This window comes from Streptomyces tibetensis (genome assembly GCF_007655005.1).
GTDB classification, from domain to species: domain Bacteria; phylum Actinomycetota; class Actinomycetes; order Streptomycetales; family Streptomycetaceae; genus Streptomyces; species Streptomyces tibetensis.
This window is the reverse complement of record NZ_SZVW01000002.1, coordinates 434,096-451,731: the sequence shown is the minus strand read 5'-3', so window position 1 is coordinate 451,731 and position 17,636 is coordinate 434,096. Positions and strand designations below refer to the sequence as shown.

13 protein-coding genes are annotated in these 17,636 nt (G+C 68.8%); 10 read left to right on the top strand and 3 right to left on the bottom strand.

Translation table 11 applies throughout. The features are described from left to right. Nucleotides 1-3: 3 nt before the first annotated feature. From FDO69_RS04420 to FDO69_RS04390, 7 genes are all read left to right on the top strand, one after another. Nucleotides 4-927 (top strand): carbohydrate ABC transporter permease, encoded by a 924-nt coding sequence (locus FDO69_RS04420; protein ID WP_104778370.1) that lies wholly within the window; start codon nt 4-6, stop codon nt 925-927. Nucleotides 928-1,153: 226 nt separating this feature from the next. Then, the gene (locus FDO69_RS04415) at nt 1,154-2,365 is read left to right on the top strand and encodes an ROK family transcriptional regulator (RefSeq protein ID WP_104778500.1); all 1,212 of its coding nucleotides are present in this window, start codon (nt 1,154-1,156) and stop codon (nt 2,363-2,365) included. A gap of 133 nt (nt 2,366-2,498) precedes the next feature. Then, nucleotides 2,499-3,599 (top strand): ABC transporter substrate-binding protein, encoded by a 1,101-nt coding sequence (locus tag FDO69_RS04410; RefSeq protein WP_167526524.1) that lies wholly within the window; start codon nt 2,499-2,501, stop codon nt 3,597-3,599. A gap of 191 nt (nt 3,600-3,790) precedes the next feature. Continuing rightward, a complete protein-coding gene (locus tag FDO69_RS04405; protein WP_010033972.1) occupies nt 3,791-4,582 on the top strand; it encodes an ATP-binding cassette domain-containing protein in 792 nt (263 codons plus the stop codon). Further along, on the top strand, nt 4,579-5,871 hold the full coding sequence (locus FDO69_RS04400) for a sugar ABC transporter permease (protein WP_104778366.1): 1,293 nt from the start codon (nt 4,579-4,581) through the stop codon (nt 5,869-5,871). The genes FDO69_RS04405 and FDO69_RS04400 overlap by 4 nt, the downstream gene beginning before the upstream one ends. Before the next feature lie 180 nt (nt 5,872-6,051). Beyond that, nucleotides 6,052-8,010 (top strand): 1-deoxy-D-xylulose-5-phosphate synthase, encoded by a 1,959-nt coding sequence (dxs, locus tag FDO69_RS04395; RefSeq protein WP_104778364.1) that lies wholly within the window; start codon nt 6,052-6,054, stop codon nt 8,008-8,010. Between the two features lie 225 nt (nt 8,011-8,235). Then, nucleotides 8,236-9,750 (top strand): amino acid permease, encoded by a 1,515-nt coding sequence (locus tag FDO69_RS04390; RefSeq protein ID WP_104778361.1) that lies wholly within the window; start codon nt 8,236-8,238, stop codon nt 9,748-9,750. 52 nt (nt 9,751-9,802) lie between these two features. Here the strand turns inward: FDO69_RS04390 and FDO69_RS04385 are convergent, their stop codons facing one another. Next, nucleotides 9,803-10,174, bottom strand: a complete 372-nt coding sequence (locus FDO69_RS04385; protein WP_104778359.1) for a PIN domain-containing protein — start codon at nt 10,172-10,174, stop codon at nt 9,803-9,805. Between the two features lie 81 nt (nt 10,175-10,255). On the opposite strand from FDO69_RS04385, the gene FDO69_RS04380 reads away from it, so the two are divergent. From FDO69_RS04380 to FDO69_RS04370, 3 genes are all read left to right on the top strand, one after another. Then, on the top strand, nt 10,256-11,275 hold the full coding sequence (locus FDO69_RS04380; RefSeq protein WP_104778357.1) for a PLL family lectin: 1,020 nt from the start codon (nt 10,256-10,258) through the stop codon (nt 11,273-11,275). A gap of 231 nt (nt 11,276-11,506) precedes the next feature. After that, the gene (locus tag FDO69_RS04375; protein ID WP_104778355.1) at nt 11,507-12,778 is read left to right on the top strand and encodes a nucleotide sugar dehydrogenase; all 1,272 of its coding nucleotides are present in this window, start codon (nt 11,507-11,509) and stop codon (nt 12,776-12,778) included. Further along, nucleotides 12,775-14,535, top strand: coding sequence for a glycosyltransferase (locus tag FDO69_RS04370; protein ID WP_104778353.1), 1,761 nt, complete (start codon nt 12,775-12,777; stop codon nt 14,533-14,535). Before FDO69_RS04375 ends, FDO69_RS04370 begins: the two co-directional genes overlap by 4 nt. 84 nt (nt 14,536-14,619) lie before the next feature. Here FDO69_RS04370 and FDO69_RS04365 read toward each other — a convergent pair whose 3' ends face one another. Continuing rightward, nucleotides 14,620-16,062 carry a polysaccharide deacetylase family protein gene (locus tag FDO69_RS04365; protein ID WP_234387839.1) on the bottom strand — a complete coding sequence of 481 codons (1,443 nt, stop codon included), beginning with the start codon at nt 16,060-16,062 and terminating at the stop codon, nt 14,620-14,622. Between the two features lie 41 nt (nt 16,063-16,103). Next, complete coding sequence (locus FDO69_RS04360; protein WP_104778351.1) at nt 16,104-17,546, bottom strand: cellulose binding domain-containing protein; 1,443 nt, start codon at nt 17,544-17,546, stop codon at nt 16,104-16,106. Nucleotides 17,547-17,636: the final 90 nt, after the last annotated feature.

Below are 17,636 nucleotides of genomic sequence, written 5' to 3'. Positions count from 1 at the left end.
CCGATGAAGACGACCGAAACCCCCGCGCCGCTCCCGGCCGAGTCCGGAGCCCCGATCACCAAGACCGACATCGGGCCGCCCCCTCCCGGGAAGGAGAAGAAGGAGGGCACGGTCCTCAACGTCTTCTCCCACGGCGTCCTGGTCATCTGGGCGTTCATGGTGGTCCTGCCGCTGCTCTGGGCGGTCATGACGTCCTTCAAGGACGACCGCTCCATCTTCAGCTCGCCCTGGTCGCTCCCGGACTCCCTGCACTTCGACAACTGGTCGCGGGCGTGGACCCAGGCCAACATGAGCGACTACTTCCTCAACACGGTCCTGGTGGTGGGCGGTTCGCTCGTCGGCACGCTGGTGCTGGGCTCCATGGCGGCCTACGTCCTGGCCCGCTTCGACTTCCCGGGCAACCGCTTCATCTACTTCCTGTTCATCGGCGGCATGAGCTTCCCGATCATGCTCGCGCTGGTCCCGCTGTTCTACGTCGTGAACAACATGGGCCTGCTGAACACCATCCACGGCCTGATCCTGGTCTACATCGCCTACTCGCTGCCGTTCACGGTGTTCTTCCTCACGGCGTTCTTCCGTACCCTGCCGACGTCGATCGCCGAAGCGGCCTTCGTGGACGGCGCGTCCCACAGCCGCACGTTCTTCCAGATCATGCTGCCCATGGCCAAGCCGGGCCTGATCAGCGTCGGCATCTTCAACTTCCTGGGCCAGTGGAATCAGTACATGCTCCCCACGGTCCTCAACACCGACCCCGACAAACGCGTCCTCACCCAGGGCCTGGTCCAGCTGGCGGTCAGCCAGGGCTACAAGGGCGACTGGTCGGGCCTGTTCGCGGGCCTGGTGATGGCGATGCTGCCGGTGCTGGCCGCGTACATCATCTTCCAGCGGCAGGTGGTGCAGGGGCTTACGGCGGGGGCCCTGAAGTAGCCCGGGCCGGTGGGGGCTGGGCCGAGTCGCGCACCCCCGACCAGCCGCACCGGCCCGCCGGAGGCAGAAAGCGCGTACCCCCACATAGCGCTCCGCGACGGTCCGCGCACACCCCGGAATCAGTTCAACCTCTTGACGGGAGGCGACCCGAACGGCTCAGCTTAGAGTTCACTAGTTGGACATGGACGGGGTCTCATCGAAGCGGCCCCGCGCGCAGGAGGTCGTCGTGGAGACTCCGGGGTCGCAGTCATCGCTGCACCGAGCCAACCTCGAGCGGGTCGTAAGAGCCGTGCGTCTCGCGGGCTCCCTCACCCAGGCCGAGATCGCGCGGACGACAGGCCTGTCCGCGGCGACGGTCTCCAACATCGTCCGGGAGTTGAAGGACGGCGGCACCGTCGAGGTCACACCGACCTCCGCCGGCGGCCGCCGCGCCCGCAGCGTGTCGCTGAGCGGCGACGCCGGCATCGTCATCGGCGTCGACTTCGGCCACACCCATCTCCGCGTCGCCATCGGCAACCTCGCCCACCAGGTCCTGGCCGAGGAGTCCGAGCCCCTGGACGTGGACGCCTCGTCCACCCAGGGCTTCGACCGCGCGGAACAACTGGTCACCCGCCTGATCGAAGCCACCGGCGTCGACCGCTCCAAGGTCGCCGGCGTCGGTCTCGGCGTCCCGGGCCCCATCGACGTCGAGTCCGGCACCCTCGGCTCGACCGCCATCCTCCCCGGCTGGACCGGCACCAAGCCCGCCGAGGAGCTCCGCGGCCGCCTCGGCGTCCCCGTGCACGTGGACAACGACGCCAACCTCGGCGCCCTCGGCGAGATGGTCTGGGGCAGCGGCCGAGGCGTCCGCGACCTGGCCTACATCAAGGTCGCCAGCGGTGTCGGCGCCGGCCTGGTGATCGACGGCAGGATCTACCGGGGCCCCGGTGGCACCGCCGGAGAAATCGGACATATTACACTCGATGAATCCGGCCCGGTCTGCCGTTGCGGAAACCGCGGCTGCCTGGAGACCTTCGCGGCCGCGCGCTACGTGCTCCCGCTCCTCCAGTCCAGTCACGGCACCGACCTGACCATGGAAGGCGTCGTACGGCTCGCGCGGGACGGAGACCCGGGCTGCCGTCGGGTGATCGCCGACGTCGGCCGCCACATCGGCAGTGGAGTGGCCAATCTCTGCAACCTGCTGAACCCGAGCCGTGTGGTCCTCGGCGGTGATCTCGCCGAGGCCGGTGAGCTGGTGCTCGGGCCGATCCGGGAGTCCGTCGGCCGCTACGCGATCCCCAGTGCGGCACGCCAGTTGTCCGTTCTCCCCGGTGCCCTCGGCGGCCGTGCGGAGGTGCTCGGAGCGCTCGCTCTCGCTCTCAGCGAGATGGGTGATTCGACCCTTCTGGACGGAACTGCCCCCGGCACCCTGAAGGCGGCCACCCCTGCCTTCACTTAGAGAACGGATGGCACCGTTGCCATCTCGTTAAGGATTTACTTCTTGACGTCGCACGCGTGGCCGAGTTGACTTCCAGCCACCTCGGCCGCAATGTCGCGGCCTCGTCAGGGAGGTTTCTGAAGTGAACACGCGTATGCGTCGCGCTGCTGTTGCTGTTGCCGCCGGTGCGATGGCCGTTTCGCTTGCTGCCTGTGGCAGCGCCAAGGAGTCGGGCGACAAGGCCGAGTCCTCCGGGTCCGCCAAGAAGGGCGACGACATCAAGGTCGGCCTGCTCCTTCCCGAGAACGCGACCGCCCGTTACGAGAAGTTCGACCGGGTTCTCATCGAGAAAAAGGTCAAGGAGCTCACCGACAACAAGGGCGAGGTCGTCTACGCCAACGCCAAGCAGGACGCCAGCACGCAGAACCAGCAGGTCGACGCGATGGTGTCGAACAAGGTCGACGTGCTGATCGTGGACGCCGTGGACTCCAAGGCCATCGCCGGTTCGGTGAAGAAGGCCAAGGACGCCGGCATCCCCGTCGTCGCCTACGACCGCCTGGCCGAGGGCCCGATCGACGCCTACACCTCGTTCGACAACGTCACCGTCGGCAAGACGCAGGGCGAGGCCCTGCTGAAGGCCCTCGGCGGCAAGGCCAAGGACGGCCAGATCGTCATGATGAACGGGTCGTCCACCGACCCGAACGCCGCCCAGTTCAAGCAGGGCGCGCACTCCGTGCTCGACGGCAAGGTGAAGATCGGCCGCGAGTACGACACCAAGGAGTGGAAGCCGGAGAACGCCAACTCCAACATGGAGGGCGCCATCTCCGCCCTCGGCAAGGACAAGATCGTCGGCGTCTACTCCGCCAACGACGGCATGGCGGGCGGCATCATCACCGCCCTGAAGGCCGCCGGCATCGCCGACATCCCCGTCACCGGCCAGGACGCCGAGCTCGCGGGTGTGCAGCGCATCGTCACCGGTGAGCAGTACATGAGTGTCTACAAGCCCTACCCGCAGGAGGCGGACGTCGCTGCCGAGATGGCCGTCGCCCTCGCCCAGGGCAAGTCGCTCGACTCGATCGCCAAGGACAAGGTCGACAGCCCGACCACCAAGGCCGTCCCCTCCGTCCTCGTCCCGGTCGTCTCGCTGACGAAGGACAACATCAACGACACCGTCATCAAGGACGGCATCTACACCGTGAACGAGATCTGCGCGGGCAAGTACAAGGCCGCCTGCGACAAGATCGGCCTCAAGTAGGCAACCGCCAAGTCCCCCGCGGAGCACGGGAGTCCGAGCCGGACTCCCGTGACTCCATGTGGGGATCGGTTCGCCCCCCCGAGTTCCTCCGGCGCCCCGCCACATCAGCCCCGCAAGCTATGCGGGGCGCCGGAGTGATCACTCCTCCCACCCTTCTGCACAACCTCCCGCCGGGTCAGGCGGCGAAGGAGATGGTTCACGTGTCCGCTACGCCCGTGCTGGCGTTGCGCGGGGTCTCCAAGCGGTTCGGTGCCGTTCAGGCGCTCACCGACGTAGAGCTTGAGGTCCACGCCGGTGAAGTGGTCGCCCTGGTGGGCGACAACGGCGCCGGAAAGTCCACGCTGGTCAAGACGATCGCCGGCGTGCACCCCATCGATGAGGGCGTCATCGAATGGGACGGCAGGTCCGTCCAGATCAACAAGCCGCACGACGCCCAGAACCTGGGCATCGCGACCGTCTACCAGGACCTCGCGCTCTGCGACAACATCGACGTCGTCGGCAACCTCTACCTGGGCCGGGAGATCCGCAAGCGCGGTGTCCTGGACGAGGTGGAGATGGAGCGCCGCTCCCGCGAGCTGCTCGACACGCTGTCGATCCGCATCCCCAGCGTGCGCATTCCGATCGCCTCGCTCTCCGGCGGTCAGCGCCAGACCGTGGCCATCGCCCGTTCCATGCTCGGCGAGCCCAAGCTGGTCATCCTCGACGAGCCCACCGCCGCCCTCGGCGTCGAGCAGACCGCACAGGTCCTCGACCTGGTCGAGCGGCTGCGCGAGCGCGGCCACGCCGTGATCCTCATCAGCCACAACATGGCCGATGTGAAGGCCGTCGCGGACAAGGTCGCCGTGCTGCGCCTCGGCCGCAACAACGGCGTCTTCGAGGTCAAGTCGACCTCGCAGGAAGAGATCATCTCCGCCATCACCGGCGCCACCGACAACGCCGTGACCCGCCGTGCGGCGCGCACGAACGGGGAGGTTTCCAAGTGAGCATCGACAAGACCTCCGCGGCACAGGACGAGCACGTCGTGGCGAACCCCGAGGCGGCCAAGGCCGCCGTCACGGTGGTCGACCCCCGGCTGCTCGTGCGCGAGCAGGGCCTCAAGGGCTACGTCACCGAGTTCAAGCGGAAGATGAAGTCCGGTGACCTGGGCTCCATCCCGGTCGTCATCGGCCTGGTCATCATCTGGCTCATCTTCACGAGCCTGAACTCCAACTTCCTCACCGCGGGCAACCTGTCCGACATGTCCGTCGCCATGGTCGGCACCGGCATGATCGCCGTAGGCATCGTGTTCGTGCTGCTGCTCGGCGAGATCGACCTGTCGGTCGGCTCGGTGTCCGGTGTGGCGGGTGCGTCGTTCGCGGTGCTGAACGTCACCAACGGAATGAACGAGTGGCTCGCCTTCGTGCTGGCCATCCTCACCGGCACCGTCGCCGGTGTGCTGCACGGCTTCTTCTTCGCGAAGATCGGCGTCCCCGCCTTCGCCGTCACCCTGGCCGGTCTGCTGTTCTGGAACGGCCTCATGCTCCAGATCCTCGGCTCCAACGGCACGATCAACCTCGACCCGGACGGGGTCGTGGCCCAGCTGACCAGCTACTACTTCTCCGATGTGGCCGCCGCGTACAGCCTGGCCGCGGTGGTGACCGTCGGGTTCTTCCTGAGTTCCTTCCTCGGCAACCGGCGCCGCGAGGCCGCGGGCGTGCCGTCGCGGCCCCTGAGCGAGACCATCGTGCGGACCGCGCTGCTGGCGGTGCTCGCCTTCGCCGTCGCGATCGTGTTCAACCAGTACAAGGGCCTGCCGCTCGCCGTGGTGATCTTCATCGTGGTGCTGCTGGTCACGGACTTCGTGCTGCGCCGCACGGCCTACGGCCGCAAGGTGTTCGCGCTCGGCGGCAGCGTCGAGGCGTCCCGCCGCGCCGGCATCAACGTGGAGATGGTCCGGATCTCGGTGTTCGCGATCTCCGGCACCTTCGCCGCGGTGGGCGGCCTGTTCATCGCCTCCAAGATCGCCGCGGCCAACCAGGGCGCCGGCGGCGGTGACCTGCTGATGAACGCGATCGCCGCGGCGGTCATCGGCGGCACGTCACTCTTCGGCGGCCGTGGCCGCACCTGGAACGCGCTGCTCGGTGTCCTGGTGATCGTGTCGATCCAGTACGGCCTCGCCCTGGAGGGCATCGCCTCCCCGGTGCAGTACATGATCACCGGTGGTGTGCTGTTGGCCACGGTCGTGATCGACGCCGTCACCCGTAAGACGCAGAAGACCGCAGGGCGCGCATAGCGCTGAGGACCCCCCTGTGCCCGGTACCTCCCAGGTACCGGGCACAGCTGTGTCGTAGAGGTGGCGCACCATGGGTAGAGCCGAACGCGTGACGCACGACGCACAGCCTCGGCGCCGCCCGCACAGGCGGAACATTAGACTCGACAAGCCCGGCAACAGCTCTACTGCAAGGAGGCACGGGTGCCGCTGCTGACCCGTATCAGGGGACCGCGCGATCTGGACCGGCTCAACCCGGAGGAGCTGAACCAGCTGGCGGAGGAGATCCGGAGCTTCCTCGTCGAAGCGGTCTCCAAGACCGGCGGTCACCTCGGCCCCAACCTCGGCGTGGTGGAGCTCACCATCGCCCTGCACCGGGTCTTCGACTCGCCCCGGGACAAGGTGCTCTGGGACACCGGCCACCAGTCCTACGTCCACAAGCTGCTCACCGGCCGCCAGGACTTCTCGAAGCTGAAGATGAAGGGCGGCCTGTCCGGCTACCCCTCGCAAGGAGAGTCCGAGCACGACGTCATCGAGAACTCGCACGCCTCGACCGTCCTCGGCTGGGCCGACGGCATCGCCAAGGCCAACCAGATCATGGAGCGCGACGACCACGTCGTGGCCGTGATCGGTGACGGCGCCCTGACCGGCGGCATGGCCTGGGAGGCGCTCAACAACATCGCCGACGCCAAGGACCGCCCGCTCGTCATCGTCGTCAACGACAACGAGCGCTCCTACGCGCCGACCATCGGCGGTCTCGCCAACCACCTGGCGACCCTGCGCACCACCGACGGCTACGAGCGCTTCCTCGCCCGCACCAAGGAGGTCCTGGAGCGCACGCCCGTCGTCGGACGGCCGCTCTACGACACCCTGCACGGCGCCAAGAAGGGCCTGAAGGACTTCATCGCCCCGCAGGGCATGTTCGAGGACCTCGGCCTGAAGTACGTCGGCCCGATCGACGGGCACGACCTGGAGGCGCTGGAGTCCGCGCTCGCCAAGGCCAAGCGGTTCGGCGGGCCGGTCATCGTGCACTGCCTCACCGAGAAGGGCCGCGGCTACCAGCCCGCCCTCCAGGACGAGGCGGACCGCTTCCACGCCGTCGGCAAGATCCACCCCGACACGGGCCTGCCGATCGCCAGCTCCGGCGCCGACTGGACCTCCGTCTTCGGCGAGGAGATGGTCAAGCTCGGCGAGGAGCGCGAGGACATCGTCGCCATCACGGCCGCGATGCTCCAGCCGGTCGGCCTGGACAAGTTCGCCAAGCGCTTCCCCAAGCGGGTCTACGACGTCGGCATCGCCGAGCAGCACGGAGCCGTCTCCGCGGCCGGACTGGCCACGGGCGGCGTGCACCCGGTGTTCGCCGTCTACGCCACCTTCCTCAACCGCGCCTTCGACCAGGTGCTGATGGACGTGGCCCTGCACAAGTGCGGCGTCACCTTCGTGCTCGACCGGGCCGGGGTCACCGGCACCGACGGTGCCTCCCACAACGGCATGTGGGACATGTCGATCCTCCAGGTCGTGCCCGGACTGCGGCTGGCCGCACCGCGTGACGCCGACCAGGTGCGCGCCCAGCTGCGCGAGGCGGTCGCCGTCGACGACGCGCCGACCGTGGTCCGCTTCTCCAAGGGCGCAGTCGGCCCCGCCGTGCCCGCCGTGCGGCGCGTCGGCGGCATGGACGTCCTGCGCGAGCCCGGCACCGACCGGCCGGATGTCCTGCTGGTCTCCGTCGGCGCCCTCGCGCCGATGTGCTTGGAGATCGCCGGCCTGCTCGACAAGCAGGGCATCTCCACGACCGTCGTCGACCCGCGCTGGGTCAAGCCCGTCGACGAGGCCATGGCCCCGCTCGCCGAGCAGCACCGCGTGGTGGTCACCGTGGAGGACAACAGCCGCGTCGGCGGGGTCGGCTCGGCTGTCGCGCAGGCCCTGCGCGACGCGGGGGTCGACGTGCCGCTGCGGGACTTCGGCATCCCGCCGCGCTTCCTCGACCACGCCTCGCGGGCCGAGGTCCTCGCCGAGATCGGGCTCACCGCGCCGGATATCGCCCGTCAGGTGACAGGTCTGGTCGCCAAGCTGGACGGGCTCCCCCACTCTCGGCTCCGCTCGAGCGGGGGGACCCCCACCGAGCGCAGCGAGGCGGACGCCGTGGACGCCGCGCGCGACTGACGCGGCCGAGACGGCTGACGCGGCCGACTCGGCTGACACGGCCGAGACGCCGAGACGGCTGACGCGGCCGACTCGGCTGACACGGCCGAACGGGTTCGAGATGGGCCGGTTTCCCACCGTGAGGGTGGCGGAACCGGCCCATTGGCGTGAATTGGCCCGTGCCGGGGCATACGGATGGTGCCACCTCTCGATCATGTCGAGGACGACAAGCGTGGGAGGTACCCCGTGAGCAGTACCCTCTTCCGGACGAAGAAGGTCGAGCAGTCCCTCCTCGACACCGAGGAACCAGAACACGCGCTCAAGAAGTCCTTGTCCGCGCTGGATCTGACCGTCTTCGGCGTCGGTGTGATCATCGGCACCGGCATCTTCGTACTCACCGGCACTGTCGCCAAGGACAACGCCGGGCCCGCGACGGCCCTGGCGTTCGTCGCGGCCGGCGTCGCGTGCGCCCTGGCCGCACTCTGCTACGCCGAGTTCGCGTCCACGGTCCCGGTCGCCGGGTCCGCCTACACGTTCTCGTACGCCTCCCTCGGAGAGCTGCCCGCCTGGATCATCGGCTGGGACCTGGTCCTGGAGTTCGCGCTGGGGACGGCGGTGGTGGCCGTCGGCTGGTCGGGCTACATCCAGTCGCTCCTGGAGAACGCGGGCTGGACGATGCCCGCGGCCCTGGGCAGCCGGGAGGGCTCCGACGTCTTCGGCTTCGACATCCTCGCCGCCGCGCTGGTCCTCGTCCTCACCGCAATCCTCGTGGTCGGCATGAAGCTGTCCGCGCGGATCACGTCGATCGTCGTCGCCATCAAGGTGACGGTCGTGCTCGTGGTGATCGTCGCGGGTGCGTTCCTCATCGAGGGGAAGAACTACGACCCGTTCATCCCGAAGGCGAAGCCCGTGGAGGCCGGTTCCAGTCTGGACTCGCCGCTGATCCAGCTGATGTTCGGCTGGGCGCCCTCCAACTTCGGCGTGATGGGCATCTTCACCGCGGCCTCGGTCGTGTTCTTCGCCTTCATCGGATTCGACGTCGTGGCCACGGCGGCCGAGGAGACGAAGAACCCGCAGCGGGACATGCCGCGCGGCATCATCGGCTCCCTCATCATCTGCACGACGCTGTACGTCCTCGTGTCGATCGTCGTCACCGGTATGCAGCACTACACGAAACTGGACGTGGACGCGCCGCTCGCCGAAGCCTTCAAGGCCACCGGGCATCCGTGGTTCGCGGGCTTCATCAGCTTCGGCGCCGCGGTCGGCCTGACGACGGTGTGCATGATCCTGCTGCTCGGGCAGACCCGGGTGTTCTTCGCGATGAGCCGGGACGGGCTGCTGCCGCGGTTCTTCTCGCACGTCCACCCGCGGTTCAAGACGCCGCACCGGCCGACGATCCTGCTCGGCGTGCTCATCGCGGTCCTCGCCGGGTTCACGCCGCTGACGGAGCTCGCCGCGCTGGTGAACATCGGCACGCTGTTCGCCTTCGTCGTCGTCGCGATCGGTGTGATCATCCTCCGCAAGTCCCGCCCCGACCTGCCCCGGGCGTTCCGCACCCCGTGGGTGCCGGTCCTTCCGATCCTGTCGGTGTGCGCCTCGCTGTGGCTGATGATCAACCTGCCGGCCGAGACGTGGGTCCGCTTCGCCATCTGGATGGCCGTCGGCTTCCTCGTCTACTTCCTGTACGGCCGCACCCACAGCCGCCTCGCCCGCCGGGAGGCGGGGGAGGAACAGCCGAGCGTGGGTGGGGGAACGCCGTAGGCGACTGCTCGGGGGTGGGCCGGGGCCCGCGCCGCGGGGATCCGCTGAGCTGTCAGGGGCGGACCGTGCGCGGTCCCGCCACCTCCGCCCCCAGCTCCCCGACCCTCCTGCGCAGCTCTCTGTCCGCTGTGATCACCAGGACGGGACGCTCACCGGCCGAGGCCACGACCTCGACGATGTGGTCGTCTCCGCTGCCCGGGGCGGACGACACCCGTACCCCGGGCACGGATTCGACCCCGCGCGCCGCCCCCTCCACGACCAGGACGATGTCCGCCGGGCCGGCGATGGCAGGAACCCCTTCCGATGCCAAGCGGTCCCGCAGCCGTTCCGCCGCGCCCCGGCGGTCCCGCCACCAACCGTCCGGCACCGAACCGACGACGTTCGCGGCGTCGACGACAACCAAAACAGGCACGTTGGCGTTCATGTGGCCAGGGTCGCACGGGAGATGGGCCGGGGCGGGGGCGGGCGGGCGCGCCGGGCCCGGGCGGCCGCATAAAGTGAACACGTGAACGGCGACTGGCTCATCCGCGGCCGCGACGGCCGCCTCACCGTGTATCTGCCCTCCGGCGACGCCGTCCTGTGCCGGGCGGAGCTCGGCCCCGGAGGTCCTTGGGAGGACGACCCGCGAACCGTCGGCGGTGCCCAGAAGCTGCACCCGGAGGCGGCGGTCGGACAGGGCACCGACGGCTACGCACATCTGGCGGCCTGGCGGCCCACCGCCCCGGGCGAGTCCGGGCTCGTGCACTCCACGCACTTCCGCCCCCACCTCGCGCCCCTGGACTGGACCCCCATCGGCCACCCGGACAAGAAGGGCGACCGCACGGGGCCGCCGGCCGTGACCGTGGACGGGGCGGGGCGCGGTTATGTCTTCGTCCGTAACGGGAACGGCGGAGTCAGCCTGCGCAACCAGAAGGTGAAGGGCGGCTGGGGAGGCTGGCTGGACCTCGAAGGGCATGACGTCGAGGGGCAGTTGGCAGCCGTCACCGGTGAGTCGGGCCTGGTCGAGCTGTACGCCTCCGTACCCGGCGGGATTCTGCGCTGGCGGCAGGAGTCGGACGGCAAGAAGCCGGTGCGGACCGAGGGCGTCGAGGCTCCCGTGCGTCCTGGCACCCTGTGCGCGCTCGCCACGTCCGCCGAGCACACCACTGTCTTCTTCACCGACGGCTCCGGCGATCTGTGCGCCTGGCGACCCGGTGAGAAGCCGGTGACCCTGCTGGCCGTCGCCGGCCCGGGGCCCGTCTCAGCCGTCCGGTGTGTCATAGAGGGGTACGACTGCACCGTGCTCGCCCAGCGGTCGGCGAGCGGCCGGGTCGCCTTCGCCGCGTATCCGACCGAGCAGGAGTCGGCCGGTGCCTGGTGGACCGAGTCCGGCCCCCGGCTGCCCGCCGACGCCGTCGTGTCGGTGGCGCTCGACGAGCACGAGGAGGTCGTCGCGGCCTCCCTGTCGCCCTCGACGGGGACCGTGCTGCTCACCCGCCGCAAGGACGAACCGGGGCTGGCGCTGGAGGCCTGGCGGGAGATCTGACCACGTGCAAGAAGTGGAACCAGCCCCTTCCTCTTGAGGCTCTTGTCGCACCAGACACCTGAAGCGTGTTAAGGGTTGTACAGATGTGTGCGTGACAAGGCGCACCTTGGGAGAACATGGTCAAAAAGTGAAGGTGTTGTTAACCTCCTCGGACTTGTTCGATTTTTGCTCGGGGGGGCCGGTTGCTGCTGCGTCTGGCTGACGCCGTGGCAACGGGGTTGGGATGATGTCGTGAGCAGATCCTCCACGGTGGATCTTGTCGTTGTCGGACTCGGTTACGTGGGGCTGCCGTTGGCGCGGTCCGCCGCAGCCGCGGGCCTGAAGGTGGTCGGTCTCGACCGCAGCAGACGCGTGGTCGACGGACTGAACGCCGGCCGTTCACACGTCGACGACATCACCGACACCGAAGTGCGCGCCATGCTGGAGCAGGGCTTCGAGGCCGTCGACCGGGCCGACGTGATCGCCGGCGCCGCCGCCGTCGTGGTGTGCGTTCCCACGCCGCTCACCGATCACGGCGCCCCGGACCTCGGCGCGGTGCACGCCGCCGTCGACGACATCGCCGCGCATCTCACGGCCGGCACGCTCGTGGTGCTGGAGTCCACGACGTACCCGGGGACGACCGACGAGGTCGTCCGGCCGCGTCTGGAGGCCGGTGGCCTGCGCGTCGGCATCGACTTCCACCTCGCCTTCTCCCCGGAGCGCATCGACCCGGGCAACGCCTCCTTCGGCCTGGAGAACACGCCCAAGGTCGTCGGCGGCATCACGGCCGACTGCACCAAGGCCGCCCGCGCCCTCTACGAGCGGTTCGTGCACCGGGTCGTCGAGGCCAAGGGCACCCGCGAGGCCGAGATGGCCAAGCTGCTGGAGAACACGTACCGGCACGTCAACATCGCGCTCGTCAACGAGATGTCGATGTTCTGCCGGGAGATCGGCGTCGACCTCTGGGACGCCATCCGGTGCGCCTCCACCAAGCCGTTCGGGTTCGCGCCTTTCTTCCCCGGACCCGGCGTCGGCGGGCACTGCATCCCGATCGACCCCAACTACCTGTCGTACAAGGTGCGTTCGCTGGGCATCCCGTTCCGGTTCGTGGAGCTGGCGCAGGAGATCAACCAGCGGATGCCCGTGCACGTCGTGAACCGGGCGGCGGATCTGCTCAACGACCAGGGCAAGGCCGTGCGCGGCTCCCGGGTCCTGCTGCTCGGCGTGACCTACAAGCCGGACATCTCCGACCAGCGGGAGAGCCCGGCCCTGGCCGTCGCCGAGAACCTCCTCGCGCGCGGTGCCGAGCTCGTCTACTTCGACCCGCGGGTCGAAAACTGGCGGGTTGCCGGAGCGCCCGTCGAGCGGGCCGAGGACTACCTCGCCGCCGCCGAGACCGCGGACCTCACCGTCCTGCTCCAGCCGCACCGCGAGATCGACCTCGACGAGCTCGCCGACCGCGCCCGGGCGCTGTTCGACACCCGGGGCAAGTCCGCCGACCACCCGCGGGTGGTCAAGCTGTGACTGCCGACGATACGTACATACCCGGGGCCGTCGACTCCGGTGGGCGTCGAGCGCACCGCAAGCGGCGGCACCTGAAGGTCTCGTACTTCGTCTTCCTGGGGCTGGCCGCGCTGATCGCCACCCGGCTCGACGCCGGTTCCCTGCACCTGTACTCCATGGGTGCCATGGGCCTGCTCGCCCTGAAGATGTTCGGCGCCCTCTTCTACCGTCCTGCCAAGGCCGGGCGGGAGGAGCTGGAGTACCTGGAGAACGCCTGGGTCACCGCGGTCATCCCGATCTACAACGAGGACCCGGTGATGTTCGAGCAGGGCATGCGCAGCCTTCTCGCGCAGAGCCGCCTGCCGAACGAGATCCACATCATCGACGACGCCAGTGCCAACGACTCCGGCATCAGGGCCGCGAAGAAGATGCGCCGTGAGTTCGAGGCCAAGGGCGTCAAGTACACCGTCAGCGTCCAGCCCGAGAACAAGGGCAAGCGCGAGGCGCTGGCCCTGGGCTTCGAGGCCGCGCCGTACTCCGACATCTTCCTGTGCGTCGACTCGGACACCGTGCTGTCCCGCGACACCGTGCGTGAGCTGCTGCTGCCGCTGGCCGACGAGAAGATCATGGCCTCCACCGGCATGGTGCTGGCGCTCAACCACGACAGCAACATCTTCACCCGCCTCCAGGACCTGCGCTACGGCAACTCGTTCCTGTTCGAACGGGCCGCCTACTCCCGGCTGAAGTCGGTGCTGTGCTGCTGCGGCGCGCTCTCCGCCTACCGCGGCACGCTCGTGCGCAAGTACCTGCCGGACTTCCTCAACCAGCAGTTCCTGGGCAAGCCGGCCGTCTTCGGTGACGACCGCCGCATGACCAACTACTGCCTGATGGAGGGCCAGGTCGTCTTCCAGGAGACCGCCGTCGGCTACACGGCCGTCCCCGAGAAGCTGCCGCACTTCCTGCGCCAGCAGGTGCGCTGGAACAAGTCCTTCTTCCGCGAGTCGCTGTGGGCCTTCCGCCACCAGAAGAAGTACCGGCCGGCCTTCTGGCTGACCTGCATGGAACTCGCCCTGTGGCTGGTCTTCGGCTCGGCGATGTTCTACTCGATGGTCATCCTGCCCATCATGAAGCCCGCCCAGTTCGTCGACCACATCGGCGACTACCTCGTCTTCATGGTGCTGATGGGCTACCTGCGCAATGTGCGCTACCTCGACTTCCCGCGGCGCGGCATGGGCTTCATCAAGCGCTTCGGCATGTTCCTGCTCGCGCCGATCTACGGCGTGATCCAGCTGACGCTGCTGACCCCGCTGCGCTTCTACGCCCTGTTCACGCTCCACAAGGGCAGTTGGGGCACCCGCCAGGGCGGTGTCGAGGTGTCCGTGGCCGGGGACCACGAGAGCGATGTGACGGAGATCTTCGAGGAAGAGGACCCGTACTCCGACAAGAAGGTCACCGAGACGCTCCAGCTGATGCGTCTGGAGGGCGTGGCAGTGCGCACCCGGCCCCGTCCGACGGGCGGCATCCCCTCCCAGCCGCAGCCGATCCCCGGGTACGACGAGGAGCAGCACGCGGCCGTCCCGCAGCAGCGCGTGAGCTGGGGGGCACCGGAGCCGTCCGGCCAACAGCAGTGGCAGGGCGGCCACCCCGGGCACCACGACCCGTACCAGCAGCAGTACCCCGGCCAGGGCGGCCACGTCCCGCAGCAGGGCGGCTATCCGCACCAGGACCCGTCGTGGCAGCAGGGCCACGGCCAGGGCTACGGGCAGGGCGGCTGGTAGAGCCGTAGGAGAACGAGGAGAGGGGCGGCCGGGGGGCCGCCCCTCTCTTGTGCGTACGGGCGTTGTGCGTGCGGGCCTCGGGCCTCAGGTGTAGGAGGCCATGGCCTCTTCGACCGTCAGCACCGGGATGTCCCGGTCGTCGATCGCCTTCATCAGCGACTCCAGGCCCGCCTTGCCGATCTCGGTGCTCGTGGCCGGGGCACCGTCGACGACCTTGTGCAGGCACAGGATCAGCCAGTCGCCGCTGTTCACGCACCGGTCGAGCCGCCCGCCCGCGCCCGTCAGCTTGGACAGGGCCGTACCACCGATCCCCGTGCCGTCGTTGATGCCCGTCAGCGCCTTGAGGCGATACGGCATCGCCGGCGCGAACGACTCGATCGTCTCCGAGATGATCGACCGGGCCGTGGTGAAGTGCCGGCTCGCGATCTGGTCGACCGGGACCCCGTCGGACGTCTTCTGGAACGCGCCGTGCGGATAGGCGAAGTGCTCGCTGGTGAAGCCGTTGGACACCAGCCACTCGCGCAGCTTGCGGAAGTCGTCGTCGGCCTGTTCGGCGGTGAGCTTGGGGTAGCTGGCCGTGTGGACGGCGTTGGCGTACGAGTGGCCGCCCATCTCCCAGCCGGAGAAGTCCTGCATCGACCGCATCTGGTTCAGCGTCAGGAAGCTGCCCGTTCCGATGGCGTCGGCGATGTTGTAGACCGTGCCCGGGAAGCCGAAGCGGTCCATGACCGGCCGGGCCAGGTCGTGGATCGACTTGTGGGAGTCGTCGAAGGTGACGGAGACGACGCCCTTGGGGAAGACCGAGACGGTGTCCGGTATCAGCTCCACGGCCTGCAGCCGGTAGGTCACCGGACCGCCCGCGTCGTCGTACACGGCGAACGACATGTCGGTGAAGCCGGTCTTCGTGGACGGCTTGCCGTCGGCGCCGATCGAGTACGTGCCGGCCGCCGCGCCCACGTCCGCCCACTGGAGGTGGACGGTCACCCACTCCCCGGACTGCACGTAGTTGGCGGACGTCTTGGAGTGGACGTGGTGCGTCCAGGCGAAGTGGTTCGCGAGGGAGCCGCTGCCCACGTAGAAGACGAGCTTGGCCAGGTTCGTCACGTCGTCGACGCGGAAGACCAGCCGGATCATCTTGCCCGTCAGGCTCATCGCCGGCAGGCCCGTCCTGCGGACGTAACTCTGCTTGCCGGTGCCGCCCGTGGTCACCCGCACCGACTGGGTGCCGCGCACGAAGACGGACGTGTCGTTCGCCTCGGCCGACGCGGTGCCCGCACCTCCCGGCGTCCAGCCGTGGCCGGACTGGAACTGCTGGGACCACGTGGCCCGGCGGTACTTGGGGCGGCGGCCGGAGGGGGCGTAGAGGGGAGGCGTGGTGAGGCCTCCGATGCCTCCCGCGGCGACCGGGGCCGCGGCGGGCTGCGCCACCACCTTGCCCAGCCACGCGCCGCCACCGGCCATGGCGACGCCTCCCGTACCGCCCATCAGCAGCGCGGAGCGCCTGCTCACCACCGGCTTGTCCTCCATTGCCTCGGCAGCGTGCCTGTGGGCGCCGGACCGCCTTTTCCTCACCGGGACTCCCGAACCGTGTCGAAGTAGTTCATGCCCTCGTCGGTGAAGCCGTCGACAGCGGACTGCACCTGCTTCGCCGACAGGGTTTCGTTCGCGTTGTAGTAGAGCCAGTCCACCTTCATGTCCCAGGCGCGCTCGCCCTTGAACGGCAGATCGATGAACCAGTGGTTGAAGTTCACGGACATGTCCGCACGCGGGGCGTACTTGCCGTTGCTGAGGAAGAGCTTCTTGCCGTCGAGCCAGTAGGCGACGACGCCGTCCTTCACCCGGATCAGCACGGTGTGCCAGGTGTCGAGGCTCTTGTTGGTGGTCTTGTAGACCCGGTCGTTCGTCTTGTGGTCGAACCAGGTCACGGTGTCGAGCTTGGGGCCGGGCCGGCCCCAGCCGCCGTTCGGCATGTACTCGTTGTCCAGCTCGCTGTACTTCGAGCCCTTGCCGCCGATGGTGTAGAAAGTCTGGTTGACGTGGTCGCCGGAATCCCCGGTGGACGGCTCGTCGCTGAAGTGGATCCGGGCCGCGTAGGTGCCGTCGCGGAACTTGCTCGCGGCGGTGCCGAGGCTCGCCTGTTTCGTCCCGGCTTCGGTGCCGTCCGTGCTCGCCCGCAGGTTGAGCACCTGGCCGTCGGCGTGTGAGCCCTCGGCGGTGGGGAAGCTGACGCCGCTCGCCGACCAGGTGTTCTCGACGCCCGGGCCGCCCTTGCTGGTGCGGACGAGCCAGCCGTGCTTGAACAGGGCGGGGTCCTTGGGGCCCTGGTAGGTGAAGTCGTCGAACAGCACGCCGGCCGGAGGGGCCGGAACGGGGGCGGGTGCAGAAGCCTTCGCCGCCGCCTTCTTGTCGTCGCTCGCCTCGGTGCCGTCCGGCTCCTCACCCCAGACGAGGACACCGCGCTTGTAGGCGGTGACCTTCTCCGCCGCCTTGTAGCTGGTCATCTCCGCGTCGAAGGAGCGGTCGTCCGACTGCTTGAGCTTCTTGTGGTCGGTGCGGAAGAGCTGGAGGTCGATGCCCTTGCTGTTGGCGCCGGGCTTCAGGCTGCCCGCGGCGGCCGTGAACCGGACCTCGAGGTAGTGGTCGGCGGCGTCGGCGGCCTTGCCCATCGCCACGATCCGGCCGGCCACGTTCGAGCAGCCGAAGACGGCGTTGACGCAGTTGAAGGCGTACGAAGCGCCGTTGTCGGCGGTGAACCAGTACCGGAGCGTCACATCGCTCAACGGCACTGCCTTGTCCGTGTCGTTGAAGACCTCGAACGACGGCTTGGCCGCCGCGGCCGTCGCGGGGGTGTCGGTCCGGTAGCGGACCTTCAGCTCGGGCGGATCCGGGTTCGCCGCCTTCCACACGGGATACAGCGCCGTGCCGCCGGCGGCGACCACCGCCACGAGGAGCAGGAGCCTGATCTTGGGCCAGACCCGGCGTCGGGGTGTTCGGCGACGAGGGGACGCCACGCACGACTCCTTCGAGGACACCCGGCGGTCCGGGGTGGAGACCGTCAGAGTTGGGTAAACAATGGTCGGATTGTGTGAGGATCCTATCTG